The following is a 25300-nucleotide window of genomic DNA, read 5'->3' on the forward strand; positions in this document are numbered from 1 at the left end:
ATAATGCCCCTTTCCCTATGGCCGAAGCGTCGTTATCCATGCCGAGTCTGCCTGAAGCCTATCAGGCATTGGCTTCGGGACGTTTCGCCGAAGTGCTGGTCTGGAGCGAATGTGTCCAGGCTACGGATACTTCAGCATTATCATGGAAAGCCCTGCGCGCCGTGGCCTTGAGTCTGTCGCAACGTCCGCAGGAAGCATTGCCAGAATATCAGTGGCTGTGCGCGCATGAGCCAGGCAATCCGGCGCACTGGTCAAATCTCGGCAATTGCCTATGCGAACTCGACCGCGAACGTGAGGCGCTCGAACCGCTGCAGAAAGCACAGCTGCTGGGCGCCACCGAGATCGCCCTGCATTTCGGACTGGCACGCGCCTATGCCGCCGATAGCCAATTGGAATTGGCGCGGCGGCATATTGAAACTGCCATCACGCACGATCCGGACGATATCGAATTTATGCTGCTGCACCTACGCATTCTGCAGGCGCAGGATTGCTGGCCGGAGGCCTTGCGGTTGGCCGAGCGTTTGCAGAACCTCCCCTTGGCCGAAGGCCAACGCATCGACCTGGGCTATCTGCTGTTCCATGGCCAATGGTACGACCAGGCCATCGCTCATTTCAGTCCGCCGGTCATTGATCCCGATCTCGCCATCGATGCCCGCATCGGTTTGATCATGGCCTATGAGCGTACCAACCGTATCATGCAGGCAGAGGCACTGCAGGCCACGATGGACGAAAGTGCTGTCTGCCATCATCCGAAACTTTTGGACAACTTCTTGCAGATGCAAGCCAAAATGGCCATGCGCCGAAAGGATTATCCGGCCGCGCGAGCGTTGTCTGAACGCATTCTGATGGCAGCGCATGCCGATCCGGTGCTGAGGCTTGGCCTGCAATTCGAATATGCGGCCGCGTTGGACAAGTGCGGCGACCACGATGCCGCCATGACCGTGCTGCAGACCGCCCATGCACTGCGCCGCAGATCAGTTAATCGCAGTCATCCTGCGTTGCAGGACAGGATCCAAGCTTTTACGGTACTCGAGCAGCCGGCGCCACATTGGAATCCGGCGGTACATATCCACGATGCCCATGCCGATCCGGTATTCGTGGTTGGCTTTCCGCGCTCGGGCACGACCCTGCTCGAACAGCTACTGGATGCCCATCCCGAACTGGTATCGTTCGACGAGCAACCGTTTCTGCAGAATCTACTAGGCCAAATCGGCGGTGATGACGAGGATGTCTGCCAGCTTATAAATTCATTGACGCCCGAGCAGACGGCCAGCGGACGTAGTGCCTATTTTGCCGAGGTCGCCGGCGTTGTTCCGACCATAGACCGCCAGCGCGCCGTCGACAAGAATCCGCTGAACATGGTGCGTCTTCCGCTGCTGCAGAATTTCTTCCCGCGTAGCCGCATCATTCTCGCCGTGCGCCATCCCTGTGATGTGGTGTTGAGCTGTTACATGCAGAATTTCCGCGCGCCAGCCTTCGCGCTGACCTTTGAAACCCTGGAAAGCACCGCTCATATGTATGACCGGGTCTTCGCGCATTGGTATGCCGCCGCAGCAGCGCTGCAGCTGCCGGTGCTGATTTGGAAATACGAAGATCTGGTAGCCAATACCGAAGGCCGGGCGCGCGTCCTGTTCGATTTCCTGCAGCTGCCTTGGCAGGACTCCCTGCTGGCCTTCACTGAGCGCGCCAAAGACAAAGGCGTCATCAAGACGCCTTCGTATACGCAGGTGGTGCAGCCGGTCAACGCGCGTGCCGTCGGGCGCTGGCTGGCGTATGAAGCCTATTTCACGCCGGCCGTGATGGCGCACTTGACGCCGTGGATTGCCCGCTTCGGCTACTGAGCTGCCTGCGCCGCAATCCAGGCATCCATGTGTTTTTCCAGGGCATCGAGCGGAATCGATCCGGTGCCGAGCACTTCATCGTTGAAAGCGCGTAGATTGAAACGGTTGCCGAGGCGATCTTGGGCGCGCGCACGCAGTTCGGAAATCTTCAGCTGGCCTATTTTGTAGGCCAGTGCCTGTCCGGGCGTTCCGATGTAGCGGTCGATTTCATTGACGATGTCTTGCTCGGTTTTCGGGGCATTGGCCTTGAAGTAATCGATGGCCTGCTGGCGCGTCCAGCCTTTGGCGTGCATGCCGGTATCCACCACCAGACGCACCGCCCTCCACATTTCGTACGTTAGCTGACCCATGCGGTCATACGGATCGTCGTACAGGCCCATGTCGTAGCCAAGCTGTTCGGCATACAGGCCCCAGCCTTCGCCATAAGCCACGAAGTAGGCGGTACGCCGGAACATCGGCATTTCCGGAAGTTCCATCCCGCGTGCGAATTGGAAGTGATGACCGGGCACGGCTTCATGCAGGCTGAGCGCCATCATTTCCCATTTCGGCCGGACTTCCGGTTTGTACAGATTCACATAATAGAACCCGGCCCGACTGCCATCGGTGGCGCCGGGCTGGTAATAGGCGGTGGTCACATCCGGGGCGATGCTGGCCGGAATCGGACGGACGCCATAGGTCATCCGCGGTAATACGCTGAAGACTTTCACCAGCTCCGGATCGATGCGCTTCGACATGGCCTGATAGCCCTCGAGCAAGGCTTCCGGAGATGTGTAGAAGAAACGCGGATCACTGCGCAGGAAGTTGAAAAATTCTGGCAGACTGCCTTTGAATCCGGTTTCGGCCTTCACCGCTTCCATGCGCGCGCGGATGCGCGCGACTTCCTTCAGCCCGATGCCGTGGATTTGGTCGGCGCTGATACCGGTGGTGGTGTAATAGCGCGCCAGCAGGTCGTAGTAGGCTTTGCCATCGGGCAGGGTGGCGGCGGCGATGCTGCTGCGTGTGGCTGGCAGGTATTCGTCATTGAAATAACGCCCGAGTACGATATAGGCCGGCACGACTTTTCCGGCGATGATTTCACGGGCTTCCTTGGACAGCGCCGCGCGCTGCGTAGCGGTGAACGATTCCGGATAGCGTTTGAACGGTGCGTAGAATCCGCTTTTCTCGGGATCGGAGACGATCTGTGCCGCGATCTGCGCCGACACCCGGGTCATGATTGCCTTCGGCGGCGTCCGCCCGCTGCGCACGCCTTCACGCATGAGCGTCATGGTCTGCTCGATCAGGGCCGGCAGTGCATTCAAGCGCGCCAGCCAGTCCCGGTAATCCTTTTCGGTGGTGAAGGCGAGCACTTCGGTGAGGCCGTCTGCGGTCTGTACGCCGACCTGGTGGGTCATCGGCATCAGGTATTCGCGGAACGGCTGGCGTTCGATGTCTTTCTTCAGCAACCACTCGAAGGTGTCGTAGTGCAGCTGGTCCGCTGCGCTCAGGATCTTGCGGTCGATGGCGTGCAGACGGGCCATGGCCGCGCGGTCGGCGGCTTCGCTATCGGCAATCGCCTTCAGGCTCAGATCAGCCCAGCGGTCATTGAAGCGCAAGTCGCCATAGTAAGAGGCGTACTCCGGACTTTCGCGCATGGATCGATCCCACTCGTCGGCGAACAGCCGGTGCAATGCGGGGTTGCCGTTATTGGCATAGGCGGTCGGTATCAGGGTGAACAGCAGGAACAAAAGGGCGGTAAATCGCATGAGTGAGCCTCTCTGGTTGATTTCCAAAGTGTATCAGCTACGGCCGAAAAAAACCGCAGCCTGGGGCTGCGGTTTCGTTTTCGATCATGGAAGATCAGAAGTTAACGGTCAGACTCGACCAATAGTACCGACCGACGGTGTCGAAGGTACGTTCGTCGGTATTGCCGTTCAGCGAGTTGTTCTCGTACAGGAGCGGTGGCTGCTTATCGAGCAGGTTGTCGATGCCAAGACGCAACTTGATTTTATCGATGGTGATACCGGCCTGCAGGTTGTGATAGGTCACGGCGCCGATCGAGAACTGGCAGCCGGGGCTGCCGGAAGGCAGACCGAGGTTGGCACAGGTACCGTCCGGTTCGGTGCTACCAACAGTGAAGCCATCAAGGAAACGCATGGTCCAGGACACGTCGAAGATGTCCTTGCTCCAGCCCAGGTTGCCAAGGGCGCGCCATTGGCTGTAGTTGCCGAGACCACCATTGCCCGAGGACAGGAAAGTACCGGCATTTTCCTGCCGTTGAAGAACCTTGCCGTTGTAGATCACGTCTACGTCGAATGTGTCGAGGTAGGTCGCATCCAGGCTGGCGCGGAACTTGCCGAACCAGGCGTCCTTGTGGTACTCGAAGCCGATGTCGACACCGGAAGTATCATATTTTCCGGCGTTGGCCTTGCGGTCGAAGATGATTTCCATCTCGCCGTTCGGGCGGCGACTGAACAGCGAGCACAGTGGCGACCGATCGGCGGAAGTGCTGTTGAAGCAAATGTTCAGAATGTTCTGTGAACCGATCGGATTAATGGCGTCGTCGAGCTTGGCATTCCAGAAATCGATTGTGCTCGAGAAGCCGTCAAGCCAAGACGGTTCGTATACGAAGCCAACCGTGATCATCTCCCCTTCTTCCGGCCTCAGATCAGCGTTGCCACCTTTGATTGCGTTCAGCTGGGTATCGGTCTGGCCAAAAGCGCCGTTGGCAGTGACATTGGAACAGGCTGGATTGGTCGAGAGGCCTCCACCAGTCTGAGTGATGCCATTACAGGGGTCGGAGAAGGTGTCCGAGGAAGCAAACTGACCACCATACAGATCGCTGATGGTGGGCGCCCTGAACACTTCGGCGTAAGTGCCGCGGAACAGCACTTGTTCCCACGGACGCCATTCCAAGCCCAATTTACTGTTGATCGAGCTTCCGAAGGCCGAATAATCTGACCAGCGGCTACCGATCAAGGCATTGAAGACTTCCGTCACCGGAATCAGCACTTCGCCGTAAATTTCCTTAACGGTCAGCTCGCCTTTGGTCGGTGCGGTACACAGCTCCGAAGAGATGCCGCAGGTATAGCCGGCGTTTGGATCGATGATAGCGGCGTCGAAGGGATTGAAGTCCAGGAAGTTCTTGCGGTACTCCACGCCCACGGCAGCCTGAAGGGTGCCAGCCCCGAGTTCGAACAGATTGCCGCTAAAGTTGGCTTGGAAGCCCTTTTGGGTTTCCATCGATTGGTGCAGCACGTCCAGACTGATGGCATCCAGTGCCGCCAGTTGGGCCTGACCCGCCGCGGTGGCCGGGTCGAAATGACCCACAAAGTCGATCGGTGTGCAACCCGGAATGGGCGTGGTGAAGCTGCCGTCGGTATAACAGATGCCGCCTCGCGACGGACCGAGACCTTTGGCCAGAGCGGTATAGTCAATGTAGCCCTGATTGTCATTTTCCTGCTTGATCTTGCCGTAACCGACGTTGAAGTCCCATGACCAGGAGCTCTCACCGATGCCGCCCTTTAAGCCAGCATTGAATTGTGATACGTCGGTCACGTATTCATAGCGGCGATTGCCGAGACGACTCAGGCGCAGACGGATATCGAACACATCCTGACCCCAGACGTTGTACTGATTAAATCGTGAGAGTGAAATTCCATCGGAAAGACCGTCGAAGGGCAGTGGCGCGATCTGTGAAGCTGAACGGGTCTTGTTGGCGAAGGCATCGACATACGCAGTGACATTATCGGCGATGCCGAAGTTTGCAGTGACGAACAAACCCGAACGCTCTTGCGGAGTCAGCTGCAGGCTGCCGACAGCCTGATAGTTGAATGCGTCGCGTCCGAAGCTCCAACAACGGAAATCGCTAGTGGCGGTACCCGGATTGACCGGATTGAGGGTGACCGAAGAGCAAGGATAGCCGGATACGAAATAACGGCCGGTGATAGCCCTGCTGGAGCCGCCCAGCACCACGCCGGTGCTGGAGGTCGAACCCAGCGACAATGCATAGTATGAATAAGCGCGGGATGAAGCACGCACCTCATCCTGTTTATTGTAGTTGGCGCTGATGATGATGTTGCCGCGCTCGCCGGAGGCCCCCCAGGTGATGCTGGCACCTTGGCGCTCGCCATCCTGGCGCGAAGAGATGCCGAAATCCACGCGGGCTTCAAGACCATCGAAATTGGGTTTCAGGATGAAGTTGACTACGCCGCCAACGGCATCGGAACCATAAATCGCGGAGGCACCGTCTTTCAGGACTTCCACGGCCTGCACCATCGACATCGGGATAGCGTTGACGTCGCGGATAACGATGCGGCGGCCATTGACCAGAATCAGGGTGCGCTCATCACCCAGACCGCGCAGGGATACAGTAGCAGCACCGGTACCGCCGCCATTGTTGACGGCGGGGTTGGTAGCGGCACCGGCAACCACCGGAATATCCTGCAGGAAATCACCGATGGTGAGCGCGCCAGTCTTGTCGATGGCTTCGCGTTCGAGTTGGAATACTGGGCTAGCAGTTTCGGTGTCCACGCGCATGATGCGCGAGCCAGTCACCAGCACCGTGTCGATGGTTTTAGCGTCTTCCTGGGCTTGGGCACCAGGAGCCAGCATGGCTCCGGTGCCCAGAATCAGGGCACTGCGCACAGCAGCGCTGAGCTTTTTACGATTGATCATGAGATGACACCCTATAGAAGATATAGTTCTTTGGAGCAGCTATAATTTTTTGGCGCCTCGCCCTGAAATCGGCGAATAGAAAAGACAGGCGATTTAAGGCCATTATTAAGAGTTTTTTAACACTTTGTCGAGTGCCTGCCCTTAAAAACCATCAAGCTCCTTGACGAGTTCTCTGAAATTGACGGTATCTATACTATCCTCAAGGGCATCGGTATCATGAGCACTTAGCTGTGCAATGTCTTCAATAAAACCGTGTAGAACACTATTCACCGCCGGAAATTCAGCGGCAATGGCGAAACCACCACGATCCGACATCCCTTAAGCGTTCAACTGATGACTGAAATCCGATTTGAATTGAATGATGAATTCATTGAGCTTAACCAGCTGCTGAAGCTGGTCGGATTGTGTGACAGTGGAGGCATTGGCAAGCAGATTGTGGCCAGTGGCATCGTGTCGGTGGATGGCCGGCCGGAGCTGCGTAAAACCGCCAAAATCCGCAGTGGTCAGACGGTCACCCTCGAGGATGTTCTTATCCGAATCGTCTGAACGCACCGCGCCTCAGGCCGAAACCGCCAGCTTTTCGTTATGGTAGCGGCGCGCTGCGATCCACCACAGCACCGCGCCCATTCCGAAACCGCAGGCCAGATAGACGCCCCATTCGGCAGTACCGATGGTTTCGCTACGCACGATTTTCAGGATCATCTGGTTCTGCGCCAGGAACGGCACCGCGAACTGCCAGAGCGCGTTCTTCATCGGATTGACCATCAGGATGATGGTCGGCAAGATCGGCAGCATCATCAGGATCGACATATAGCTCTGCGCTTCCTTGACCGATTTGGCACCGGCGGCGATCACGGTCAGCAGACCTGTACCGATCAGGACGATGGGCACCAGCACCAGCAGCATCTGTGCGATCTGCAGCCAGCTCAGCGAAAGTTTGATACCGAGGCTCGGCGCCAGCATGAACGCGGCCTTGAACGACAGCAGGGTCAGCAGCAGAGTCAACATGCCAAAGACACAGGCCGCCAGAATCTTGCCGCTCATGATCAGACCGCGCGCGGCTGGCGTAGCCAGCAATGGCTCCAGCGATTGCCGTTCGCGTTCTCCGGCGGTGGCGTCGATGACCAGATACGCGCCACCGATGAAGCCGCTCAGAATCAGCATATAGGGCAGAAACGCCAAGGCCTGCCCAATACGGCTTTCCGCTGTAGCCAGATCCTTGCGCTCGACCCGCACGGCTTGCGCCGCAGTGGGGCTGATGCCGCGCGAGAGCAGGCGCAGGGCGCCGGTGCTTTGGCTGTAGTTTTCCAGCAGACCGGAAACCCGCTCCACCGGAATGCGTGCGTCGTCGCGCGAACTATCGTGCCAGATCTCGACCGGCGCCGGTTCGCTGCCGCGCCATTTATCGGCGTACTCGGCCGGAATCATCAGAATCACCTCGATGTTCTGTGCGGCGATTTCGCCTTCCGGATTGGCCGGCGCCGGTTTGATCACGACATTGCGGCCGGACAGCCAATGCACCAGATTCGGCGCGTGCTCGGCACCGATCACCGGCAGCTCCAGCGGTTTTTCTAGCTGGGTGCTGACCCGGTTGCTGGCCAGCTTGCCCAGACCCAGAATCAGCGCCGGAAACAGCAGCGGGCCCATCAGCAGGGAAATGGCCACGGTCTTGCGGTCGCGGAACAGATCCAGCAGTTCTTTTTTCATTACGGCAATCATGGCGTTCATGCGTGCAGACCCTCCTCGCTACCGATGACTTTGACAAAAGCTTCTTCCAGATTGGTCTCCCCGGTCTGGGCGCGGATTTCGTCCGGCGTGCCGTTGGCCATGACCTTGCCGTGCGCGATCACCACGATGCGGTCACACAGCGCGGCCACTTCCTGCATGATGTGGCTGGAGAAAATCACGCAACGGCCCTCGGCTTTGAGCTGCAGCAGGAATTCGCGCAGGGCGCGGGTGGTCATCACATCCAGGCCGTTGGTCGGTTCGTCGAGGATGACATTTTTCGGATCATGCACCAGCGCGCGCGCAATCGCGGTTTTGGTGCGTTGGCCCTGCGAGAAGCCTTCGCACTGGCGGTCGATGAACTCGGCCATGCCCAGCGCCGCCACCAGACGCTCGGTGCGTTCGGCGATCAGCGCCTCGCTCATGCCGTGCAGACGGCCGAAGTAGGCGATGTTCTCACGCGCGGTCAGGCGCTTGTACACACCGCGCGCATCCGGCAATACGCCCAGACGCGTGCGCACGGCGGCACTGTCGGCAGCAGCCGAGAAGCCGTCAACCGCGATGCTGCCGGTGTCCGGCTGCATCAGGGTGTACAACATGCGCAGCGTGGTGGTTTTGCCGGCGCCGTTCGGGCCGAGCAAGCCGGTAATCTGGCCATCCGGTGCCGTGAAGCCGACGCCCTGTACGGCATGCACCGTGCCGGTTTTGGTTTTGAACTGTTTGTGCAGATCGTTGACGGTAATCATGGTGTTTCCTCAGGGCTCCCAGCCGTTCAGGCCGGTGAACATCGGTGCGTAAGTCAGGGTTTTGATGCAGGCATCGTCCAGATTTTTGGCGTCGGCACTTTCCAGAAACTTGGCGAACAGACGCGGCATGCAGCCGACCGGCAGCACGTTGTGGCCCTGGCCTTTGGCGATGATGTGTTTGGAATTGGGCAGATGCTTGGCGACCATGTCGCCGTAACGCGGCGGAGTGACCGGATCGAACTCGCCGGACAGGATCAGCACCGGCAGGTCGCCTTGCAGCGGCGTGCGGAAATCGGCCGGCCGGGTTTTGTGCGGCCAGACCCCGCACTGCGCTTTCATCAGCTCCACCAGGCCGGTGCCGAGCAGGCGCGTGCTGTCTTCCGGATCGACCACCAGATCGGGCACATCTTCGCCGCACATCACCGACAGCTGCATGCCATGCATGATCTGGTCGGAAATATCACGGGTCATCATTTCACTCAGTGCCATCAGAGTATCGACGCGGCCCTGGTTGGCTTCGGCGAATTGCAAGGGCAGCAGGCTGGCGGCCTGCGGCTGATAGGCCAGCAGACGGGTCAGCACGGCCAGATGGCCGCTGCTGAATTGCCCGTCTTTCCATTCGCCGGTGATGGCGTCGCGGTAGCGCACCGGCACCGGGCTCTTGGCCAGCGTGGCCAGCAGCGTATTCAATTGCGCGCGCGGATCGCCGAGTTTTTCACGGCAGGCCTTGTCCTTGGCGCATTGCGCGAATTGCAGATCGAGCGAGCTTTCCAGATTTTTCGCATGATCCTGGCCGAGCACGCTTTCCAGCGGCGCGATGCCGTCGATGGTGATGGTGCGCGTGTGCTGCGGATAGCGCTTGCCGTACAGCTGGGCCATGCGCGTGCCGTAGGAAATGCCGATCAGGTTGATCTGTTCGGCGCCCAAGGCTTTTCGGGCGGCATCCAGATCGCGGATGGCATCCGAGCTACTGAACTGGGCGACATCGACCTTGCCTTCGAACTGCGCGGCGCAGCGCTTGGCGAAGCTGGTAGCGGCATCGGTGGTGTAATCTTCGTCATCCACCACCGCGCTTTCGCCTTTTTCGTTCACGCACTTGAGCGGACTGGAGTCGCCGGTGCCGCGTTGGTCGAGCAGGATGATGTGGCGTTTCCTGCGCGCTTCGGTGAAGGCGCCAGACACCATCGGAAAGCTGCCGCGTGCGGCCTGGCCCGGCCCGCCGGCCAGCATGAAGATCGGATCCGGTTCGGCTTCGCCACTGGCCGGCAGCCAGGAAATCGCCAGCGTGATTTTGCGGCCATCGGGGGCGTCGTGGTTTTCCGGCACCTGCAGCGTGCCGCAGTAAGCCATCAGCGAATCGGTGCCTTTGGCCAGCGTGCACGGCGTGAAGCGGATGCTGCCGAGCAGGCGGCTGTTGTCGACCTTGTTCACGGCGGCCTTGGGTTTGCCGGCCTCGGGCTTGTCCGGCATCAGATACGGCTTGGCCAGCCATGCCGCGACGAGCAGCAGCACCGCGGCATTCAGCCATTTCTTGGGTTTGTCCTGCATGTTCAGTCCTCCTGAAAAATCGTTTCGATCGGCAATTCGAACAGGTGCGCCAGTTTGAATGCCAGCTTGATGCTTGGATCATACTTCTCGGTTTCAATCGCGTTTACGGTCTGACGCGAGACATCGAGGCGCTCGGCCAGCTCGGCCTGCGACCAGCCGAACTGTTCGCGCAGTTGCCGGACGCAGCTCTTCATGCCCGGAAGCGCCAGATGCCGATGTAGCGGGTGATCATGTACGCCAGGCAGATAATCAGCACCAGTAAGGTCAGTATGTCGCGCGTGTTCAGCTCCAACACCTGGAACCGGTGCAGCAGCAGCAAGGTATAGCCGGCCAGCAGGCCGGTCATCGAGGACACCGCCATGGCATCCATTTCAATCTTGCGTTCCAGCTCGTCGCATTCGCCGAGGTAGCGGAAGTACAGCCAGAAAAGCCAGACCAAGGGCAGCATCGGCAGCACGGCCAGTCCGGCTTTGATGGCCAGTGAGGACACCGAAGGCTCTAGAACAGATGTACCGATAATCAGCCCGATGAACAGCAGGAAGGGCAGGATGGATTTCACGTAATAGCGTTTCAGGGGTGCGCGCATGGGAATAGAGTGTCAAGTGAGCTTGACAAAATATTCGTATAATCTGAATGGCGGGTCAAGCTTGCTTTACATATTGTTTATTCCGCCGCCGGTCGCGCCCGCATCCGGGGTTTCGGGCCCGGGGCGGCCTGTTGCGCCGTGGTAGGGTAGGCCGAGGCCACCAGTGCGTAGAAATCGCCCGTCTCGCCCGGCGCTTTGGCCAGGGCGTCGTACTCGCGGTAAAGGGCCAAGAGCTTGCTGTACAGTTCCTGGGCCTGAGCCGGGCTGAGCTTCATCACGGTCCGGTAGGCCATCAACGCGCCCACCTCCGGCGGCAGCTTGCCGCTATCAATCCGGCCGCTGCGCAGGCCGTTGCTGATGTCGTGCCGGGTCTGGTCGAACACGAAAGCGAGCAGGGCCTGGCTACGGGCCGGGTCTTCCTGGCCGTCGGTGTTGCGGTCGATTACGAAGGCGCGGGCACTGGCCCGGTAGTACTTTTCAAAGATGCCGGACACCTTGCGGGTGCGCTCCACGAAGATCAGTCCGTGGCTCTGCAGTAGCTTCAGGTGGTAGTACAGGCGGGTGATCGGGCAGTCCATTTCCGCCGCCAGCTGCTTGGCCGACTTGGCGCTTTCGCCCAAGCGATGCACCAGCAGCGAACGGTTCGGGTCGGCCAGCACCTTGAAACTGGCCGAATCGATAACTTGTTGTTCTGAAATGGTTCGGGCCATATTTATTTTATTTGAAAGCATTAAACATTCAATATAATTGAATATTATGCCTCCGCCTTGCCCCTGTCAATTCCGGGGCGCGGGCGGCGCCCGGTCGCGGTATGATGGCCTATGCCCAAATCCCGCGACTTTCTGCTCTGTGATGTGTTCTCCGACCGCGTTGGCGCCGGCAACGGCCTGGCCGTGGTGCTCGACGGCAGCGGCCTGAGCACGGAACGCATGCAGGCCTTCGCGGCCTACATCAACCAGTCGGAAACCACCTTCGTGCTGCCGCCCACCCAGCCGGACGCCAGCTACCGCATCCGCATTTTCACCCCGGTCTCGGAACTGCCCTTTGCCGGGCACCCCAGCGTGGGCAGCGCGCATGCGGTGCTGGAAGCCGGATTGGCGCAGGCCAGCAATGGCGAACTAGTGCAGGAATGCGCGGCCGGTTTATTGCCGATGCGTGTGGATGGCGAAGGCGCCAACCGGGTGATTTCGGTGCGGGCGCCGCGTGGCCAACACATGGCAACAAGCGATGCAGCAAAGGCCTTACTGCCTGCGGCCTTGCAGGGTATGCGTTTGGGCGAACTGGCGCCGGCCTTGATCAACAACGGGCCGCTGTGGTGGTGCGTGCCATTGGCCGATGAAGCGGCGGTACGCACTTTGCAACCGGCGCAGGCCGCGATTGCCGCACTGAACTTCGCTACCCAGTCGGTGGGTTTTGCGGTGTTTGCCCCAGCCGATGCCGCCGATTATCAACTGGTGGTGCGCGCGTTCTGCCCGGCCGACAATATTCCCGAAGATCCGGTGACCGGCAGCGCCAATGCCGCCATTGCGGCGTATTTGCATCAATGTGGCGCGCTGGCACCAATTGGCAATCCGTACACCGCCAGCCAGGGCCGCGAACTCGGCCGAGATGGTTTGGTGCAAGTGCGGGTGGATGATGAAGGTGAGGTGTGGATTGGCGGAAAGACGCAGACGGTGATCAACGGAACTATGGATTGGGAATCCCAGGAGCGCGCATAAATTTTTGCGCGATGCGTGAATTTCCTCCACAAAAATTGAACAGAGATTATTTGCTGGACACGTACTTTTCGCGGCGGATGTGCTGCACCGACAGTCCGAATTCTTTCAGGGCTTCGAAACTGGCATCGACCATGTTCGGGTTGCCGCACAGGTAGGCGATATCGTGCGCGCCGTTCGGCACCAGTTCGGCCAGTTGCTCCTGCACATAGCCGCGCCGGGCATCGGCGGTGGCGTTGGCCGGCACTTCGCGGGAAAAGCAGGGCATGAAGCGGAATTTCGGATTTTCCGCGGCGAAGGCGTAGAAATCCTCGCGGTAGATCAGATCTTCTTCGGTGCGGGAGCCGAACAGCAGCACCACGTCCACGCCACGGGTGTCCATCATGTGCTTGAGCTGCGGCAGCATGGCGCGGTAGGGGGTGACCCCGGTGCCGGTGCCGATCAGCAGATAGCGGGCGTTCTGGTCTTTCTCGTTCAGGCAGAACCGGCCATAAGGGCCGCTGCATTGGATCTGCTGGCCTTCATCCAGCGCGGTGAACAGGGCCGAGGCGGCGCCGCCGGGCACGAAGCTGACCGCGATTTCAACGGTGTCGTTCACCCCGAAGGCGTGGTCGTGCTGGGTTGCCAGCGAGTAGCTGCGTTTGGTCGGGCTGCCGTCTGGGGCGTTGAAATGCACCTGGATGAACTGGCCGGCGATGAAATCAAGGGCTTGGCCATCATCGCGGGCGAATTCCAGATGGCGCACACTCGGCGCCAGCATGCGGCTGTCAACCAGTTTCAAGGGGAAATGTTCTGCCACAGGGACCTCGGTATCAAAAGAAAGATTCAGTGCGGGCGGCGAGCCCGATATACTAGACGTCTGAAAGTGAAAGACCCGCCACGTCGGAAAATCGCATGACCCAGCCCGCGCTCTGCATTACATCCTTGCACAAGACCTATGATAACGGAGTGATGGCCCTCAAGGGGGTCTCGCTGGACGTGGCCCCCGGTGATTTCTTCGCCCTGCTCGGCCCGAACGGGGCCGGTAAATCGACCCTGATCGGGGTGGTCAGCTCGCTAGTCAACGCCACCTCCGGCAGCGTCTCGGTGTTCGGCATCGACCTGATGGCCGACCGGTCCGCGGCCATGCGCCAGATCGGCTTGGTGCCGCAGGAAATCAATTTCAATATGTTCGAAAAGCCGATTGATATTCTGGTCAATTACGCCGGGTTTTACGGGGTGCCGCGCGTGCAGGCGCTGGAGCGCGCCGAACGGCAGTTGAAGGCCGCACAGCTCTGGGAAAAAGCCGAAGTGATGAGCCGCACCCTGTCGGGCGGCATGAAGCGCCGGTTGATGATTGCCCGCGCCATGATGACCGAACCCAAGCTGCTGATCCTGGATGAACCCACCGCCGGCGTTGATATCGAAATCCGCCGCGGCATGTGGAAGACCCTGCAGGACGTCAACGCCGCCGGCACCACGGTGATTCTGACTACGCATTATCTGGAAGAAGCCGAAAGTCTGTGCCGCAATCTGGCCATCATCGACAAGGGCGCCATCATCGAGCAGGGCCCGATGAAAACCCTGCTGGCCAAACTGGATGTGGAAGGCTTCGTGCTCGACATCAATGGCGAGCTGCCTGCCGCACTGCCGCAGATTCCGAAAGTCGATCTGCACGCCGCCGACAGCCGTACCCTGGTGGTGGAAAAGCCGCGCGATCTGCCGCTGAATGCCCTGTTCGATGCCTTGGCCGAATCCGGCATCACCGTGCGCTCGATGCGCAACCAGACCAACCGTCTGGAAGAACTGTTCGTGCGTCTGACCGGCAAGGAGCAGGCGGCATGAGCGGCCCGAATTTCACCGCGTTCAAAACCATCGCCCGCCGCGAAGTGGCGCGCATCCTGCGCATCTGGGGCCAGACTCTGGTGCCGCCGGCAATCACCATGACCCTGTACTTCCTGATCTTCGGCAAGCTGATCGGTTCGCGCATCGGCGACATGGGCGGCTTCGATTACATGGATTTCATCGTGCCCGGCCTGGTGATGATGTCGGTCATCCAGAATGCCTACGGCAACATCAGCTCCAGTTTCTTCGGCGCCAAGTTCGGCCGGCATGTGGAAGAACTGCTGGTCAGCCCGATGCCCAATCACGTCATCCTCGCCGGCTATGTGGCCGGCGGCGTACTGCGCGGTCTGATGGTCGGCCTGATCGTGCTGGCCATCGGCATGGCCTTCACCCATGTGCGTGTGCCGCATCCGCTGATCATGATCAGCACCATCCTGCTCGGCGCCACCATCTTCTCGCTGGCCGGCTTCGTCAATGCGGTGTATGCCAAGAAATTCGACGACATCGCCATCGTGCCGACCTTCATCCTGACCCCGCTGACCTACCTGGGCGGCGTGTTCTATTCGGTGCGCGTGTTGCCGGAATGGGCGCAGACCGCGACCCAGGCCAATCCGATTTTCTATATGGTCAACGCCTTCCGCTATGGCCTGCTTGGCGAGAACGCCACCGACATCAACATCGGCATCTCGTATGCGGTCATGCTGTTCTTCGTGGTCGCGCTTGGCGCCCTCGGCCTGTGGCTGCTGAAACGCGGCACCGGTCTACGCAGCTAAACGACTTATGTCCGGATTGAATGCGCCGCAGCAAGCGGCGGTGGCGTATGTCGAGGGTCCCTTGCTGGTGCTGGCCGGCGCCGGCAGTGGCAAGACCAAGGTCATCACCGAGAAGATCGCGCACCTGATTCACAGCAAGACCTTCCCGCCCGAACAGATCGCCGCCATCACCTTCACCAACAAGGCCGCGCGCGAAATGCGCGAGCGCGTGGCCAAGCGCATTTCCAAAACCGCGGCCGAAGCAGTCACCGTCACCACCTTCCATTCGCTCGGGCTGCAGTTCCTGCAGGTCGAAGCCAAGCTAGCCGGATTGCGCCGCGGCTTTTCCATTTTCGACACCGACGACCAGCAGGGCATTTTGAAGGAATTGTTGCCAGCCGGCGCCGATAAGGATGCGCTGTACGCCGCACACAACTGGATTTCGAAAGTAAAGAATCTGGCGCTGTCGCCCGAGCAGGTGGCCAAAACCGCGGCCAGCGTGCGCGAACGCCAGATCGCCGAACTGTACGCGCGTTATCAGGCGCGTCTGCAGGCCTTCAACGCGGTCGATTTCGACGACCTGATCCGCCTGCCGCTGCAGGTGCTGGAAGCCGATGTCCAAGCACGCACACGCTGGCAGGCCAAGATCCGCTACCTGCTGGTCGACGAATGCCAGGACACCAACGGCGCCCAGTACCGCATGATCAAAGCCCTGGCCGGAAGCCGCGGCATGTTCACCTGCGTCGGCGACGACGACCAGAGCATTTACGCCTGGCGCGGCGCCCAACCGGAAAATCTGGACGAACTCGGCCGTGATTATCCGGGGCTGAAGGTCATCAAGCTCGAACAGAATTACCGTTGCAGTGCGCGCATCCTGCGTGCCGCCAATGCTGTCATTGCCAACAACCCGCATGCGCACCTGAAGCAGCTCTGGTGCCAGCACGGCGAGGGCGCCCGCATCCGGGTCTGGTCGTGCAAGAACAACGAACACGAAGCGCAGCGCGTGGCCGCCGAAATTCAGTATCTGGTGCAGGCGCACAGCCTGCCGTATTCCGAATTCGCCATCCTTTTCCGCGGCAACCATCAATCGCGGCCGTTGGAAAAGGAGCTGCAGCTGCTGAAGATTCCGTATCACATCACCGGCGGCACCGCCCTGCTTGAGCGTGGCGAAGTCAAAGACGTGATGGCCTGGCTGCGCTGCATCGCCAATCCCGATGACGATGCCGCGTTCCTGCGTGCGGTCACTTCGCCCAAGCGCGAAATCGGCGCCACCAGTCTGGAGAAGCTGGCGCATCTGGCGCAGCAGGCGCATATCCCGATGGCGCTGGCGGCGCAGAACAGCAGCATGCGTACCGCACTGTCGGCACGCCCGGCCGCGGCCCTGGCCGAGTTCGTCGGTCTGCTCGGCCGTCTGCGCGAACACGCCAAGAAAGCCCCGGCCGCCGACATCGTGCGTGCGGTGGTGAACGACTCCGGCATCCTCAACCAGATGCGGGTGGAAACCAAAAACGAAGCCCTGTTCCTGCGCCGCAAGGAAAATCTGGAAGAGCTGGCGCAGTGGTTCGGTGCCGATCGCCGTGCGTCTGGGGCCGGCGATCTGGCCGCGCAGTTGGCCTTGCTGTCGAATGCCGACCGCGGCGAACCCGGCAATCAGGTGCGTCTGATGAGCCTGCATTCGGCCAAGGGTCTGGAATTCCGCACTGTGTTCATCGTTGGCTGCGAGCAAGGCAGCCTGCCGCATCAGGTCAGTCTCGACGAAGGCCAGCTGGCCGAAGAGCGCCGTCTGTTCTATGTCGGCATCACCCGCGCCAAAGAGCGCCTGATTCTGGCGCACAGTGCCGAGATCAAGCGCTGGGGTGAACAGGTCAGCCTGCTGCCCAGCCAGTTTCTGGCCGAACTGCCGGAAGCCGATCTGCACCGGGACGGCGTGGTGGTGGAAGGCCAGGAAGAAGAAAAGCAGGCGCGCGCCAGTGCTCACCGGCAGGCGATTTCGGCGCTTTTTGACAGCTGATTCCGGCAACTTTGCTATGCTTGAAGCCTGCCCCCGCAACGGAGTTGCCGTGCTGCTGAACCGTTTGTCCTGGATTGTCCTGCTCGGCCTGCTGATGCTGGCCGGTTGCCGCGCGCCCTGGGATGCGGCCAAGGCCGAACAGGCCAAAGCCGATGCCGAGGCCATCATGTTCAGCCTGCAGGGCCCGGACATGCTGCGTTACCGCAGCTTGACCCTGCCGCCCGAGCAGCAGGCGGCGCTGGCCCGGGCTTGGCCGACGATCCGCCGGAAAGTCGCGCTGGATGCCAGCGAACAGGAAACCTTCAACAAACTCTTGACCCGCTTCATCGAGCCGCGGGCTGAGGCGCATCTGCAGCGCGATCTGAACGCCAAGATTAAGCCGCTAAAAAGCGAAATTGACAGCAAATGGCCGCTGATGCAGAGCAGTTTGACGCTTTTGCTGCAAGGGTGGATCGAAACCAATGGCCAGCTCAGTGTGTCTGAAAAGGCCCATGGTAAGGCCCTGGTCAAGGCCATCATTGAGCAGATGCCGGCCGAATGGTTGCAGGACAAGGACTTGCGCCAGCGCGCCTTCAATCAGATGGCGGTCATTGCCCGGGAATCCGGGATTCAGAACTATCAGGATTACAGTTCGCTGGATTACACGCAATTTCACAGCAAATTGGCGAATTTTCTCGCCGGTTTAAAGGAGTTGGGCCTAATTTACGGTCTGGACTGGAACGCCGGCCAAAAGCGCCTGCAGGTGACGGTCATTGCCCAGTCCGGCAACACCGCCCAGGTCCGCATTCGCTACCCCTTGGGGCAAAAATGGGTAGAATTCCCCATGGATTTGATTGAACACAACGGCCATTGGTACGACGCCTCGGCCACCGCCCTGCTGCAAACCTCGCTCGCCGCGCGCTGAGCCCCTGCCCTATGCCCGACGCCAAGCAGGCCACCTTGCCCTTTCCGGTTCACTACGAAAAGCCGCCGCTGTGGCTGCGGGTGGCCGCCTGGTTCCTGCGCCCGTGGATCGACATTTCACGGGAGCCGCTGGTACCGCCGTTCCAGGTCGACCGTCCGGTCTGTTATGTGCTGGAAAACTACGGCCTGACCAATCTGCTCATTCTCGACCGCGCCTGCCGCGATGCCGGGCTGCCCTCGCCCTTGGCCTCCCTGCCCGGCAATCCGCTCGGGCGCAAGCGTTCGTATTTCGCGCTGTCGCGCCGGGGCGGCTCCAGCGGTATCAATGCCGCCAAGAACAAACGCCATTCCGATGCGCTGTCACGGGTAATCATGGCGCATCGCCTGTATCCCGAGCAGGATGTGCAGTTGGTGCCGGTGTCGATTTTCGTCGGCCGCGCACCGACCCGCCAATCCGGTTGGTTCTCGGTGCTGTTCTCGGAAAACTGGGCGCTGGTCGGTCGCTTCCGCCGGTTTGTGTCGGTGCTGCTCAATGGCCGGGACACCTTGGTGCGCTTCTCGCCGAGTTACCGCGTACGCGACATGCTTGCCGACGACATTCCGCACGAGCGTCTGGTGCGCAAGGCTCAGCGCCTGCTGCGCGCCCACCTGCGCAAGGTGCGCGCCGCGGTCATCGGTCCCGATCTATCCACGCGTCGCTTGCTGGTCGACCGCGTACTGGACGCCGAGCCGGTGCGCAAGGCCATCGCCGAACAGGCGCGCCGTGATAAAAGCAGTTACGCGCAGGCCTGGAACAAGGCGCACGAATGCGCCTGGGAAATCGCCGCCGATTATTCGCATCCGGTAGTACGTTCGCTGTCCTTCGCGTTGACCGGATTCTGGAACCGCATCTACGACGGCGTCATCATCCATCATATGGAGCTGCTCAAGGAAGCCGCGCCCGGTCATGAAGTGGTATATGTGCCCTGCCACCGCAGTCACATGGATTACCTGCTGCTCAGCTATCTGCTGTATACCAAGGGCATGGTGCCACCGCATATCGCGGCCGGGGTCAATCTTAATCTGCCGGTCATCGGTCCGATTCTGCGCCGCGGCGGCGCCTTCTTCCTGCGCCGCAGCTTCAAGGCCAACGCCCTGTATTCGGCAGTATTCTCGGAATACGTGGCGCAGCTGGTCGGCGGCGGCTATTCGCTGGAATACTTCATCGAAGGCGGCCGTTCGCGTACCGGGCGCCTGCTGGCGCCGAAAGCCGGCATGATTGCAATGACGGTGAAGGCCTTCCTGCGTGCACCGCAGCGGCCGGTGGTATTCCAGCCGGTATACATCGGCTACGAGCGCCTGATCGAAGGCAAAAGCTACCTCGATGAACTGTCCGGTCAGCCCAAAGAAAAGGAAACCATCTGGGCGCTGATCAAGGCCGCGTTCGAGGTGTTGCGTGAACATTACGGCAAGGTCACCGTTAATTTCGGCGAGCCGGTGTATCTCAATGACAGTCTGGCCCGGCATGCGCCGGAATGGCGGGCCGAACGTGACAGCGAAGACGGCAAGCTGCCGTGGCTGTCGACCGTGGTTGACGAACTGGCACAGAACATCCATGTCAACATCAATCGTGCTGCCGACGTCAATCCGATCAATCTGCTGGCCTTGGCGCTGCTGTCCACGCCCAAGCATGCCATGGATGAAAACGATCTGATTGAACAGATCGAGCTGTCCAAACGCATCCTCAGTTGCGAACCCTATGGGCCCCGCGTGACCGTGACCGCCATGGATGCGCGTGCCGTGATCGCCTACGGCGAAGACATGGGTGTAGTCACCCGCACCAAACACCCGCTCGGTGACGTATTGTCGATGCCGGGCGAGACCGCTGTCCTGCAGAGCTATTTCAAGAACAACATCCTGCACCTGTTCAGTGCTGCAGCGTGGATTGCGTTGTGTTTCCAGAACAATCGCCGGCTGTCGCGCCACGGTCTAGTCAGTCTCGGCCTGAACGTGTATCCGTTCATGAAGAGCGAATTGTTCCTGCCTTGGAACGATGTTGAATTCGCCGAGCGCCTGAATCGCACCATTGATCTATTCATTCGCGAAGGCTTTTTAACCACCACCGGCGACGACAGCGAAACCCTGTACCGCGCACCCGGCCAGACCGACGAAGTGTTCCATCTGCGCGCCATCGCGCACAGCATGCAGCAGGCCTTCGAGCGCTATTTCATCGCCATCACCAGCCTGGTCAAGAACGGCAGCGGCATGCTCAGCGCCTCCGAGCTGGAAAGCCTGTGCCATCTGACTGCGCAGCGGCTGTCACTGCTTTATGCGCCGGCGGCGCCGGAGTTCTTCGACAAATCCCTTTTCCGCGGCTTCATCGCCAACATGCGCGAACAGAAACTGATCTGGCTGAATGAGTTCGCCAAGCTGGAGTTCGACCAGCATCTGAACGATTGGGAGCAGGATGCCCGTCTGGTGCTCAACCGCGAGCTCCGGCACACCATCCATAAGATTTCACCGGATGCGCCGGCACCGAAAACGAAAACGCCGGAATCAGGCGTTTAAGTCGGGTATCAGCAGGTTTTCCAGAGCCGAAATCTGGTCTTTGATTTTCAGTTTGCGTTTTTTCAGGCGCTTGATGCCGAGTTCGTCATCGGGCCGGTTGCGGGTGAATACTTCAATGGCGGCATCCAGATCGCGGTGCTCGCTGCGCAGCTCGAGTAGCATGGCGGTGTATCGGCGCTGGGTGAATGGGTCGAGCATTCGGGAGTCCGCGGGCGGGGCAACACAGGTAGAATAAACCAAGCCGTATCTCTTTTGGAATCCATATGTTTTTCCGCAATATCATCCTGTTCGCCCTGCCTGAAATCCATCGCCTCGATCTTGAAACCCTGGAAGACGTGCTATCCGCCCATGCCCTCAAACCGGTCGGATCGTTGGCTATGCAATCACGTGGTTTTGTGCCGCCTCTGGGTAATGGTGCCTATGTGCAGCGCGCCGGACATAGCTTCTGGCTTAGCCTCGGTGGCGAAGACCGTATCCTCCCGGCGGCGGTGGTGCAGCGCGAGTGGCAGGCGAAAATCGCCAAACTGGAAGACTCCAAGGGAGTTCCGCTCGGCAAGCGTGCGCGCAGCCAGCTCAAACAGGAAACGCTCGACGAATTGATGCCGCGCGCCTTCATCAAACCCTCGCACACCCATGCCGTGATCGATCCGAAAGCCGGCATCATCGCTATCGATACCTCGTCCCTGAAAGCGGCCGAAGCACTGGTCAGCAAGTTGCGCGAGGCCTTCGGCAGCTTTCCGACGCTGCCCCTGCAGACCGCACAGTCACCGCGTGCGATGCTGACCCGTTTCCTGCTCGGCGAGGCTCTGCCGGAAAACTGGTTTCTCGGTGAGGAGTGCGAGCTTACCGATCCCGCCGAAAAAGGCGCGGTGGTGAAGTGCCTGCGTTCCGATCTGGCCAGCGAGGAGGTGTTAGCGCATCTGCATGCCGGCAAGCAGGTGACCCGGCTTGCGATTCTTGCCGATACCCAGCTGGCCTGCGTGATCGGCGACGACCTGGTGCTGCGCAAATTCAAATTGCTGGAAGGTGCGGTCAACGGTCTTGAAAATACCAACACCGAATCGGTCGAAGACGAGCTGATGGCGCGTTTCGCGCTGTTCGGCGCCGAGCTTGCACGTTTTTATGCCATATTCGCCAAGGCCTTCAGCGTAAGCGCCAAGGCGGCCTGATGTTCGGCCGTGACCGGAAAGCCGCTGACGGCCAATGGCTCGAGCGCGATGATGAACGCTTCTGGTTGCCCTGGAAGCGGCATGCCAGGGCCCGACGGTTGAAGTTGCTGGTTGGCAGCAATGGTCCGCGCTTGACCCTGCCAGCACGCGTTTCGGAAAAAGCAGCACGCGCCTTCGTGGATGAACACACCGAATGGCTATGGTCGCAGTGGACGCGGCACACCGACATCCAGCAATCACCCTTGTCCATCGGGGAATCCGCGGAACTACCCTGGTTCGGACAGCGGCTTCCGGTGCAATGGTATGCCGACCGCGCCCTGCACATCCTGCGCCAAGACATGCACTGGCGCATCCACACCAGCACCCGCAGCAGCGATCGGCAACTGCAGGCCGCTCTGTTGCAGACCTACCGGCAGTATGGCCAGGGCTGGTTTCTGCAGCGCGCACAATCCTATCTGTCACAGCTTCCAAAGAGTCCCGCGGCAGTGCGTGTGAAACCGCTGCGCTCCCTGTGGGGCTCGCTCAATGCCACCGACACCATCACGCTGGATGTGGCGCTGCTGTTCGCACCCGAGCCGGTCGCTGAATATGTGCTGGTGCATGAGCTCTGCCATCTGCTGCAGCGCAATCATTCCCCGAAGTTCTGGCATGAAGTGGAAGCACGCTGCCCGGATTGGCGCGATCACCGCGATTATCTCCGCACACACGGACCGACCATCAAGGCCGAGGCGCGGAGGCTGTTCGGTTAATTGCCAGACGCTTCCTGACAACGCACGCCGCGCTCAAGACAGAACGTGACCTGGATCAGGTTTCCGGAACGGCGAACCGGCTTGCCGTCCTTCACCGCCGGAAGGTATTTGCTCTGCTTCAGCGCCGACAGCACCGGGTAGGACAGGTAATAGCCTTCGTGCCGGATGAAATCGAAATTCTCCGCACGCCCAGTTTCGTTGATGTCGAATCGGATCTGCACGTTGTAAGTCCGGCCTGGGTCGGCGGTCTTAACCCAGCTGATCGGGGTCTGGAAAATCGGATTGGTCAGAAACATCGGTTCCCGGTCCGCCCGCGCGAATAATTTGTCGAGCTCTTCGCTGCGGCAGAGTTCGAAGGCATCCGGATTGGCATCAAGCGCGTCCGATAGCAGCAGCGCGCGGTATAGACCCTGACACGCCTGGTCCAGCGGCTTCATGTCATTGAGGTCATGATATTGCCGGATCTGTGCACGGTATATTCCAGCTGCTTCACGGTAGCGGCGCTCGGCAATCAGAATCTCCGGATTGGCCCGGCTCTCGGCGGCGACGCTGCCGTTTTCTATCGGAGAAGGCGTGCTGGTACGGCCACTGACCACCTCGAAGCGGTCCTTCAGCTGCGCTTCGGCAGATAGGCAGACCGCCGATAACGCGAGCGTGACATGTAGTTTCATCCACATGGTGATTCCCCTCACGCATGGTATAGCCAGATTATGGCAGGTTCGCGCGGGATGTCCAGAATGCCGAAATCAGCGCCGCCACCTCGCCCGCTTTATCCATGTGTACATGGTGCGTGCCTGAAATCACGTGCATCTCGCCGTGTTTCAGGCAGTCAAAACGGGCATTGCGGATTTCCGGCTGGAAATATACCGGAGCCGGATCGGCGGCGACCAGCAGCACCGGGCATGCAATGGCCGTCAGCCAGTTGCGCACCGAGACCTCTTCGGCGCGCATGTGCGAGGGCCACATCAAACGTGGATCGCTGCGCCATTGATAGCCGCCTGCCACCGGTTTCAGATTGCGCTCTACCAGCAGCCGTGCGGCCGCTTCCGATTTTTCAGTGGCCTGCAGGCGGGCACGTACGGCGGTGGCGATATCGGGAATAAGGCGCGGCACGGAGGCCGGCTTGCGGCGGCCGGTGATGGCTTTGCGCAGGCGTTCGGTAGCCTGTTCACCCGGCCACGGCGGTGGACCGAGTGCTTCGATCAGCGCCAGCGACAGCACGCGTTCCGGCGCGCCGGCGGCAACCACCGTGGCCAGTGCGCCGCCGAGTGAATGCCCGAGCAGATGCGCCTGTGACCAACCGAGGGCATCGAGCACATCGAGGATGTCGTGCAGCCAGTCGACGAAGGCGTAATCGTAACCGGTCGATATGTGCGTGCTGGCACCGTGACCGATCATGTCGATGGCGACCAGATCGGCATCCGCCAGATAGGGCGCCATCGGAAGGAAACTGGCCGCGTTGTCGAGCCAACCATGCAGTGCCAGCACTTTCGGGCCCTTCGGGTTGCCCAGCCGCAATGCGGCGATGCGACCACGCGCGGTCTCCAGCATGAATTCCTGATGACCGCTCATCCGTTGCTTTCCAGCACCCGCGCCAGTGCCGCCACATGGCCCGGTTCATCATTTAGGGCGCCGATGTAACGCAGTTCCTGGCCGCCGGCCTGTTGGAACAGATGTGCATTTTCCACGCTGATCTCTTCCAGGGTTTCCAGACAATCCACGGCAAAGCCGGGGCAGACCAGGTCGAGGGTTTTCATACCGTCGGCGCCGAGCCGCTCGAGGGTTTTGTCGGTATAGGGCTGCAACCAGGGTTCGCGCCCGAAGCGGGATTGATAGGTCATCAGCCAGTGCTCCGGTGCAAGCTCTAGCCGCTCGGCAATGGCTTCCGCGCTTTCGCGGCAATGCTGCGGGTACGGATCGCCGCGCTCGGCGAAGCGTTGCGGGATGCCGTGAAAGGAAAACAGTAGGCGCTCGCCGCGTCCATGCAAGTCCCAATGGTTTCGGATACGCGCTTCCATCGCGTCCAGCCAGGCCGGGTGACGGTAGTATTCGCGGATGAAACGCAGATTCGGCACGCGCTCTTGTTTGAGGTAGAACTTGGCTACCGCATCGAACACCGAGGCAGTAGTGGTGGCTGAATATTGCGGATAAAGGGGCAGCACGGTCAATTCACGCAGATCCGGATAATCGGCCAGCACCGAGGCAATCGACGGATTGCCGTAACGCATGGCTAACCGCACCTCGGAATTCGGCATCTGGTGCTGCAGTTTATCGGCCAGACCCTGCGAGTACACCAGCAAGGGTGAGCCTTTCGGTAGCCAGATTTTGGCATAATTTTTGGCCACGCGGCCCGAGCGTACCGGTAGGATGATGAAATGCAGCAGGATGCACCACAGCCAGCGGCTGAGATCGACCACGCGGTAGTCATGCAGGAACTCGGCCAGATAGCGCCGCACCGCGCCGGCGGTCGGGGCATCCGGGGTTCCTAGATTGACCAGCAGAATCAGGCGTTGGCGGTTTTTCATCGACAT

Annotated in this window: 24 protein-coding genes; 10 read left to right on the forward strand and 14 right to left on the reverse strand. The window is 60.2% G+C overall.

Features of this window, described 5'->3' with window-relative positions:
- Positions 1 to 38: 38 nt before the first annotated feature.
- A complete protein-coding gene (locus ACIQ0Q_RS02050) occupies positions 39 to 1841 on the forward strand; it encodes a sulfotransferase (protein WP_395771281.1) in 1803 nt (600 codons plus the stop codon).
- Here ACIQ0Q_RS02050 and ACIQ0Q_RS02055 read toward each other — a convergent pair.
- From ACIQ0Q_RS02055 to ACIQ0Q_RS02065, 3 genes are all read right to left on the reverse strand, one after another.
- On the reverse strand, positions 1835 to 3583 hold the full coding sequence (locus tag ACIQ0Q_RS02055) for a DUF885 domain-containing protein (protein ID WP_395771282.1): 1749 nt from the start codon (positions 3581 to 3583) through the stop codon (positions 1835 to 1837). The genes ACIQ0Q_RS02050 and ACIQ0Q_RS02055 overlap by 7 nt on opposite strands.
- 94 nt (positions 3584 to 3677) lie before the next feature.
- Positions 3678 to 6494, reverse strand: coding sequence for a TonB-dependent receptor plug domain-containing protein (locus ACIQ0Q_RS02060; protein WP_395771283.1), 2817 nt, complete (start codon positions 6492 to 6494; stop codon positions 3678 to 3680).
- Between the two features lie 141 nt (positions 6495 to 6635).
- On the reverse strand, positions 6636 to 6809 hold the full coding sequence (locus ACIQ0Q_RS02065) for a hypothetical protein (RefSeq protein ID WP_395771284.1): 174 nt from the start codon (positions 6807 to 6809) through the stop codon (positions 6636 to 6638).
- 18 nt (positions 6810 to 6827) lie between these two features.
- Here ACIQ0Q_RS02065 and ACIQ0Q_RS02070 point away from each other — a divergent pair, with 18 nt between their 5' ends.
- Positions 6828 to 7040, forward strand: coding sequence for an RNA-binding S4 domain-containing protein (locus tag ACIQ0Q_RS02070; RefSeq protein WP_395771285.1), 213 nt, complete (start codon positions 6828 to 6830; stop codon positions 7038 to 7040).
- A gap of 12 nt (positions 7041 to 7052) precedes the next feature.
- Here the strand turns inward: ACIQ0Q_RS02070 and ACIQ0Q_RS02075 are convergent, their stop codons facing one another.
- The 6 genes from ACIQ0Q_RS02075 to ACIQ0Q_RS02100 form a co-directional block, all read right to left on the reverse strand.
- On the reverse strand, positions 7053 to 8222 hold the full coding sequence (locus ACIQ0Q_RS02075; RefSeq protein ID WP_395771286.1) for an ABC transporter permease: 1170 nt from the start codon (positions 8220 to 8222) through the stop codon (positions 7053 to 7055).
- Positions 8219 to 8965: an ATP-binding cassette domain-containing protein gene (locus ACIQ0Q_RS02080; protein WP_395771287.1), complete on the reverse strand. Its 747-nt coding sequence runs from the start codon at positions 8963 to 8965 to the stop codon at positions 8219 to 8221. The genes ACIQ0Q_RS02075 and ACIQ0Q_RS02080 overlap by 4 nt, the downstream gene beginning before the upstream one ends.
- 9 nt (positions 8966 to 8974) lie before the next feature.
- A complete protein-coding gene (locus ACIQ0Q_RS02085) occupies positions 8975 to 10513 on the reverse strand; it encodes an alpha/beta hydrolase (RefSeq protein WP_395771288.1) in 1539 nt (512 codons plus the stop codon).
- Positions 10514 to 10515: 2 nt separating this feature from the next.
- Positions 10516 to 10707, reverse strand: coding sequence for a helix-turn-helix transcriptional regulator (locus ACIQ0Q_RS02090; RefSeq protein ID WP_395771289.1), 192 nt, complete (start codon positions 10705 to 10707; stop codon positions 10516 to 10518).
- Complete coding sequence (locus ACIQ0Q_RS02095; RefSeq protein WP_395771290.1) at positions 10704 to 11099, reverse strand: hypothetical protein; 396 nt, start codon at positions 11097 to 11099, stop codon at positions 10704 to 10706. The genes ACIQ0Q_RS02090 and ACIQ0Q_RS02095 overlap by 4 nt, the downstream gene beginning before the upstream one ends.
- A gap of 77 nt (positions 11100 to 11176) precedes the next feature.
- Complete coding sequence (locus tag ACIQ0Q_RS02100) at positions 11177 to 11809, reverse strand: helix-turn-helix domain-containing protein (protein WP_395771291.1); 633 nt, start codon at positions 11807 to 11809, stop codon at positions 11177 to 11179.
- 111 nt (positions 11810 to 11920) lie between these two features.
- Between ACIQ0Q_RS02100 and ACIQ0Q_RS02105 the strand changes: the two genes are divergently transcribed.
- A complete protein-coding gene (locus ACIQ0Q_RS02105) occupies positions 11921 to 12817 on the forward strand; it encodes a PhzF family phenazine biosynthesis protein (RefSeq protein ID WP_395771292.1) in 897 nt (298 codons plus the stop codon).
- 46 nt (positions 12818 to 12863) lie between these two features.
- Here ACIQ0Q_RS02105 and ACIQ0Q_RS02110 read toward each other — a convergent pair whose 3' ends face one another.
- On the reverse strand, positions 12864 to 13613 hold the full coding sequence (locus ACIQ0Q_RS02110) for an FAD-binding oxidoreductase (protein ID WP_395770650.1): 750 nt from the start codon (positions 13611 to 13613) through the stop codon (positions 12864 to 12866).
- Between the two features lie 95 nt (positions 13614 to 13708).
- Here ACIQ0Q_RS02110 and ACIQ0Q_RS02115 point away from each other — a divergent pair, with 95 nt between their 5' ends.
- From ACIQ0Q_RS02115 to plsB, 5 genes are read left to right on the forward strand one after another with little or no spacing between them, the layout of a single operon-like run.
- Complete coding sequence (locus ACIQ0Q_RS02115; RefSeq protein WP_395771293.1) at positions 13709 to 14638, forward strand: ABC transporter ATP-binding protein; 930 nt, start codon at positions 13709 to 13711, stop codon at positions 14636 to 14638.
- A complete protein-coding gene (locus ACIQ0Q_RS02120; protein WP_395771294.1) occupies positions 14635 to 15411 on the forward strand; it encodes an ABC transporter permease in 777 nt (258 codons plus the stop codon). Before ACIQ0Q_RS02115 ends, ACIQ0Q_RS02120 begins: the two co-directional genes overlap by 4 nt.
- A 7-nt stretch (positions 15412 to 15418) precedes the next feature.
- Positions 15419 to 17401, forward strand: a complete 1983-nt coding sequence (locus ACIQ0Q_RS02125) for a UvrD-helicase domain-containing protein (RefSeq protein ID WP_395771295.1) — start codon at positions 15419 to 15421, stop codon at positions 17399 to 17401.
- A gap of 49 nt (positions 17402 to 17450) precedes the next feature.
- A complete protein-coding gene (locus ACIQ0Q_RS02130; protein WP_395771296.1) occupies positions 17451 to 18305 on the forward strand; it encodes a hypothetical protein in 855 nt (284 codons plus the stop codon).
- Complete coding sequence (gene plsB / locus ACIQ0Q_RS02135) at positions 18251 to 20851, forward strand: glycerol-3-phosphate 1-O-acyltransferase PlsB (RefSeq protein ID WP_395771297.1); 2601 nt, start codon at positions 18251 to 18253, stop codon at positions 20849 to 20851. Before ACIQ0Q_RS02130 ends, plsB begins: the two co-directional genes overlap by 55 nt.
- Here plsB and ACIQ0Q_RS02140 read toward each other — a convergent pair.
- The gene (locus tag ACIQ0Q_RS02140) at positions 20840 to 21049 is read right to left on the reverse strand and encodes a DUF465 domain-containing protein (protein ID WP_395771298.1); all 210 of its coding nucleotides are present in this window, start codon (positions 21047 to 21049) and stop codon (positions 20840 to 20842) included. The two genes, plsB and ACIQ0Q_RS02140, sit on opposite strands and share 12 nt — an antisense overlap.
- A 65-nt stretch (positions 21050 to 21114) precedes the next feature.
- On the opposite strand from ACIQ0Q_RS02140, the gene ACIQ0Q_RS02145 reads away from it, so the two are divergent.
- Positions 21115 to 22020, forward strand: a complete 906-nt coding sequence (locus ACIQ0Q_RS02145; protein WP_395771299.1) for a recombination-associated protein RdgC — start codon at positions 21115 to 21117, stop codon at positions 22018 to 22020.
- A complete protein-coding gene (locus ACIQ0Q_RS02150) occupies positions 22020 to 22769 on the forward strand; it encodes a M48 family metallopeptidase (protein WP_395771300.1) in 750 nt (249 codons plus the stop codon). Before ACIQ0Q_RS02145 ends, ACIQ0Q_RS02150 begins: the two co-directional genes overlap by 1 nt.
- Here ACIQ0Q_RS02150 and ACIQ0Q_RS02155 read toward each other — a convergent pair.
- Genes ACIQ0Q_RS02155 through hemH form a run of 3 tightly spaced genes read right to left on the reverse strand, consistent with a single transcriptional unit; the run spans position 22766 to position 25294 of the window.
- Positions 22766 to 23446 carry an energy transducer TonB gene (locus ACIQ0Q_RS02155; protein ID WP_395771301.1) on the reverse strand — a complete coding sequence of 227 codons (681 nt, stop codon included), beginning with the start codon at positions 23444 to 23446 and terminating at the stop codon, positions 22766 to 22768. The two genes, ACIQ0Q_RS02150 and ACIQ0Q_RS02155, sit on opposite strands and share 4 nt — an antisense overlap.
- 31 nt (positions 23447 to 23477) lie before the next feature.
- Complete coding sequence (locus ACIQ0Q_RS02160; protein ID WP_395771302.1) at positions 23478 to 24341, reverse strand: alpha/beta fold hydrolase; 864 nt, start codon at positions 24339 to 24341, stop codon at positions 23478 to 23480.
- Entirely contained in the window at positions 24338 to 25294 is a 957-nt protein-coding gene (hemH, locus tag ACIQ0Q_RS02165) for a ferrochelatase (RefSeq protein ID WP_395771320.1), read from the reverse strand. Before hemH ends, ACIQ0Q_RS02160 begins: the two co-directional genes overlap by 4 nt.
- Positions 25295 to 25300 lie beyond the last annotated feature (6 nt).

Source organism: Arenimonas sp., from assembly GCF_044348765.1.
Taxonomy (GTDB): Bacteria; Pseudomonadota; Gammaproteobacteria; order Xanthomonadales; family Xanthomonadaceae; genus Arenimonas.

What these genes read in the sequence shown, in the direction of transcription:
- ACIQ0Q_RS02050 (WP_395771281.1), top strand. Translation starts at nt 39, where the DNA reads ATGCCGAGTCTGCCTGAAGCCTATCAGGCATTGGCTTCGGGACGTTTC.
- ACIQ0Q_RS02055 (WP_395771282.1), bottom strand. Translation starts at nt 3,583, where the DNA reads ATGCGATTTACCGCCCTTTTGTTCCTGCTGTTCACCCTGATACCGACC.
- ACIQ0Q_RS02060 (WP_395771283.1), bottom strand. Translation starts at nt 6,494, where the DNA reads ATGATCAATCGTAAAAAGCTCAGCGCTGCTGTGCGCAGTGCCCTGATT.
- ACIQ0Q_RS02065 (WP_395771284.1), bottom strand. Translation starts at nt 6,809, where the DNA reads ATGTCGGATCGTGGTGGTTTCGCCATTGCCGCTGAATTTCCGGCGGTG.
- ACIQ0Q_RS02070 (WP_395771285.1), top strand. Translation starts at nt 6,828, where the DNA reads ATGACTGAAATCCGATTTGAATTGAATGATGAATTCATTGAGCTTAAC.
- ACIQ0Q_RS02075 (WP_395771286.1), bottom strand. Translation starts at nt 8,222, where the DNA reads ATGAACGCCATGATTGCCGTAATGAAAAAAGAACTGCTGGATCTGTTC.
- ACIQ0Q_RS02080 (WP_395771287.1), bottom strand. Translation starts at nt 8,965, where the DNA reads ATGATTACCGTCAACGATCTGCACAAACAGTTCAAAACCAAAACCGGC.
- ACIQ0Q_RS02085 (WP_395771288.1), bottom strand. Translation starts at nt 10,513, where the DNA reads ATGCAGGACAAACCCAAGAAATGGCTGAATGCCGCGGTGCTGCTGCTC.
- ACIQ0Q_RS02090 (WP_395771289.1), bottom strand. Translation starts at nt 10,707, where the DNA reads ATGAAGAGCTGCGTCCGGCAACTGCGCGAACAGTTCGGCTGGTCGCAG.
- ACIQ0Q_RS02095 (WP_395771290.1), bottom strand. Translation starts at nt 11,099, where the DNA reads ATGCGCGCACCCCTGAAACGCTATTACGTGAAATCCATCCTGCCCTTC.
- ACIQ0Q_RS02100 (WP_395771291.1), bottom strand. Translation starts at nt 11,809, where the DNA reads ATGGCCCGAACCATTTCAGAACAACAAGTTATCGATTCGGCCAGTTTC.
- ACIQ0Q_RS02105 (WP_395771292.1), top strand. Translation starts at nt 11,921, where the DNA reads ATGCCCAAATCCCGCGACTTTCTGCTCTGTGATGTGTTCTCCGACCGC.
- ACIQ0Q_RS02115 (WP_395771293.1), top strand. Translation starts at nt 13,709, where the DNA reads ATGACCCAGCCCGCGCTCTGCATTACATCCTTGCACAAGACCTATGAT.
- ACIQ0Q_RS02120 (WP_395771294.1), top strand. Translation starts at nt 14,635, where the DNA reads ATGAGCGGCCCGAATTTCACCGCGTTCAAAACCATCGCCCGCCGCGAA.
- ACIQ0Q_RS02125 (WP_395771295.1), top strand. Translation starts at nt 15,419, where the DNA reads ATGTCCGGATTGAATGCGCCGCAGCAAGCGGCGGTGGCGTATGTCGAG.
- ACIQ0Q_RS02140 (WP_395771298.1), bottom strand. Translation starts at nt 21,049, where the DNA reads ATGCTCGACCCATTCACCCAGCGCCGATACACCGCCATGCTACTCGAG.
- ACIQ0Q_RS02145 (WP_395771299.1), top strand. Translation starts at nt 21,115, where the DNA reads ATGTTTTTCCGCAATATCATCCTGTTCGCCCTGCCTGAAATCCATCGC.
- ACIQ0Q_RS02150 (WP_395771300.1), top strand. Translation starts at nt 22,020, where the DNA reads ATGTTCGGCCGTGACCGGAAAGCCGCTGACGGCCAATGGCTCGAGCGC.
- ACIQ0Q_RS02155 (WP_395771301.1), bottom strand. Translation starts at nt 23,446, where the DNA reads ATGTGGATGAAACTACATGTCACGCTCGCGTTATCGGCGGTCTGCCTA.
- ACIQ0Q_RS02160 (WP_395771302.1), bottom strand. Translation starts at nt 24,341, where the DNA reads ATGAGCGGTCATCAGGAATTCATGCTGGAGACCGCGCGTGGTCGCATC.
- hemH (WP_395771320.1), bottom strand. Translation starts at nt 25,294, where the DNA reads ATGAAAAACCGCCAACGCCTGATTCTGCTGGTCAATCTAGGAACCCCG.